Annotated in this window: 2 protein-coding genes; both read left to right on the forward strand. The window is 40.7% G+C overall.

Features of this window, described 5'->3' with window-relative positions; translation table 11 throughout:
• Positions 1 to 744 precede the first annotated feature (744 nt).
• Complete coding sequence (gene rho, locus EI161_RS13920; protein WP_192524029.1) at positions 745 to 2013, forward strand: transcription termination factor Rho; 1269 nt, start codon at positions 745 to 747, stop codon at positions 2011 to 2013.
• A 395-nt stretch (positions 2014 to 2408) separates the two neighbouring features.
• Positions 2409 to 2648, forward strand: coding sequence for a hypothetical protein (locus EI161_RS13925; protein WP_192524030.1), 240 nt, complete (start codon positions 2409 to 2411; stop codon positions 2646 to 2648).
• Positions 2649 to 2730: the final 82 nt, after the last annotated feature.

Genomic DNA, 2730 nt, shown 5'->3' on the forward strand with positions numbered 1-2730 from the left:
TGCCAATCCGTAACTGGACGTCTGCTTTAAATCGCTTTATGATTATGTTTGATGACCGTATCAGCAAGCATTTAATCTAAACGGCAGTTACACAGAATTCGGGATGGTCTCTAAAATAATACTAAACCCAAAAAGTACGACTAGTGGCTGCAAACTCGTTTAGTTTACAAGACGTAGTACTTACACTCGTTTTCCTTGCTACTCTAATTTTTGTGGATGGTATAAGCTTGTTTCGGATGTTTTTACGCAAGCACAGCTACAAATAGAATAAACGAAAAAGCCATTATCTCCCTGAGACAATGGCTTTTTTGCTGGTTTTTTATGCAAAAAACTCAATTATATGACTTTTTTGGCAAAACTCATTGACAACACTATTGTGAAGACCGTATAGTCTGCTGACAAGAGAAAACTAACAGTTTTCCTAAGTATCTTGTCGCTATTCTCCTCGTGTTTATCAACAAAAACACAGTCGTCATTATAAACACCATTACTTAACGAAATGACTAAATACAATTACTGATATTGAGTTTTTGGCGCAGACTCTTATGTAGCCTCTTTATCCTCCTTATTTATAACCTTGCATCAAACGCTTGCAATGCATACATAAGCAGACACAATACCAAGACTACATAAATTCCAGCACTGCACACACCCTCTATCGCCATAATATCGTTGTTTTAATCACTGTCGTGACTTGTGCTACTAATGGCATCTCTCATCTGATCAATTGCTAATGACCTATCTATGAATCTAACTGAATTAAAGAAAAAATCAATCGCTGAGCTATTGGCTATAGCCAAGGAAATGGGTCTTGATAATATGGCACGTAGCCGTAAACAAGACATTATTTTTGCTATCCTAAAAACCCATGCCCGTAATGGTGAGGCCATTTATGGTGATGGTGTGCTTGAGGTTCTTCCTGACGGGTTTGGCTTTTTGCGCTCATCAGAAGGCTCTTATTTAGCAGGTCCTGATGATATCTATGTCAGCCCTAGCCAAATTCGCCGTTTCAGTCTCAAAACGGGTGACAGTATCGCTGGCACGATTCGTCCACCCAAAGATTCTGAGCGTTATTTTGCACTATTAAAGGTTGGCGAAATCAACTTTGATACGCCAGATCGCTCACGTCATAAACTTATCTTTGAAAACTTAACGCCGCTATTCCCAACTGAGCAGCTAAAGTTAGAACTCGGTAACGGTACGACTGAAGACTTGACTGGCCGCATCATTGACCTAATCGCCCCAATCGGTAAAGGTCAACGCTCTATTATCGTTGCCCCGCCGAAAGCGGGTAAAACGATGTTGCTACAGACCATCGCCCAGTCAATTACCCGTAACAACCCTGAATGCTACCTTATTGTACTATTGATTGATGAGCGTCCAGAAGAAGTGACCGAGATGGAACGCACAGTACGCGGGGAAGTCGTCGCTTCGACTTTTGATGAACCGCCACAACGTCACGTACAAGTTGCGGATATGGTCATCGAAAAAGCCAAGCGTTTGGTCGAGCACAAACAAGATGTTGTTATCTTATTGGATTCTATTACTCGCCTTGCCCGCGCTTATAACACCGTTATTCCCTCATCGGGCAAAGTATTAACCGGTGGTTTGGATGCCAATGCGTTAGAGCGTCCAAAACGCTTTTTTGGTGCCGCTCGTAACGTCGAAGAAGGCGGCAGCTTGACTATCATTGCCAGTGCACTAATCGATACTGGCAGTAAAATGGATAGCGTCATCTTCGAAGAATTCAAAGGAACGGGAAACCAAGAGATTACGCTTGAGCGTGATTTGGCTGAAAAACGTATTTTCCCTGCCATTAATATCAAAAAATCTGGTACACGCCGCGAAGAGCGTCTGCTCAATGAAGACAAATTACGTAAAGTTTGGATTCTACGCAAGCTTCTACAACCAATGGATGGCGTACAAGCAACTGAGTTCTTATTGGATCGCTTAAAAGAGGCGAAGACCAATGATGAATTTTTTGAACAAATGAAACGCAAATCTCAAAACTAGATAGTGATTCTAATGGTGTTTCTATTATAAAAGGCTGCTCTAGTGCAGTCTTTTTTTTGGATTCTTTTACGTGAAACCTAAAAAACAGTTAGCGTATTATCCCTATGAATACAAGAAACCTAAATGAAACCCCTACCAATGACATATAATGGCAACATCATTTACATCTCGCTTGCAAAGCTTAGCGTTTCTACTACGACCAAATATATACTAATCAGGTAACATTAGACCTAGTATGAATGTATTTAGGAAAGTAATTTTATTTGAAGTGATTTTAATTTGAAGTGACCTTATTTAAGACATTCGAATACCTGACACAGATTGACCGTACTCAATTGATGATTATCATAAGATGAGTACTTTATTTTAAACTTAATCAATTAATAGGTGAAAACATGAAATTTGCTAAAACTATCGCAATGACTGCTCTTACTAGCTCAGCTCTAATCATGGGCGGCTGTGCATCTAACGGCTACAACACTGGTTTAAGCAATACTGCTAAAGGTGCTGGTGCTGGTGCTGCTGCAGGCGCTCTTATCAAGAGTGGCGGCAACAGTAAAGACATCGCTCGTGGCGCACTAGGTGGCGCTGCACTAGGTGGTGCAGGTGCTTATATCCTTGACCAAACCAGATAATTGGTTTTAGATAAATATTTGGTGGTGTTCTAAAAAGTATGCTGGCATCAGACGTAGCCATAATTGATGTAAAAGAACACCA

Source organism: Psychrobacter sp. FME5 (assembly GCF_014861375.1).
Classification (GTDB): domain Bacteria; phylum Pseudomonadota; class Gammaproteobacteria; order Pseudomonadales; family Moraxellaceae; genus Psychrobacter.

Coding starts and splice junctions, on each gene's coding strand:
- rho (WP_192524029.1), top strand. CDS start 745: ATGAATCTAACTGAATTAAAGAAAAAATCAATCGCTGAGCTATTGGCT.
- EI161_RS13925 (WP_192524030.1), top strand. CDS start 2,409: ATGAAATTTGCTAAAACTATCGCAATGACTGCTCTTACTAGCTCAGCT.